The 244-nt window shown below is 32.4% G+C and carries 1 protein-coding gene; it reads left to right on the top strand.

The features are described from left to right. Positions 1-244 (top strand): exodeoxyribonuclease VII large subunit (locus tag NVV99_RS26770; protein WP_260783332.1); only part of this gene is annotated, 244 nt, incomplete at both ends.

The following is a 244-nucleotide window of genomic DNA, read 5'->3' as shown; positions in this document are numbered from 1 at the left end:
ACCGTTCAGGCCATCTTTACTTCACGCTTAAGGATGATAAATCAAGTGTAAAGTGTGCTATATTCAAATATATTTATAAAAATATTCCAACTGATTTGAAGGAAGGCGACCATGTAAAAATAATGGGAAGTGCCACAGTATATGAAGCAAACGGTTCATTTCAGATAATTGCAGAGACACTTGAAAAAACTAATAAATTAGGCTCTCTGTTTGAGAAACTTGAAATGTTGAAAAAAATGTATCT

Source organism: Rhodococcus sp. PAE-6, from assembly GCF_025290685.1.
In the GTDB taxonomy this organism is placed as follows: Bacteria; Actinomycetota; Actinomycetes; order Mycobacteriales; family Mycobacteriaceae; genus Rhodococcus; species Rhodococcus pyridinivorans.
Note: the sequence above shows the minus strand (reverse complement) of the source record. Positions and strands in the feature narration are given on the sequence as shown.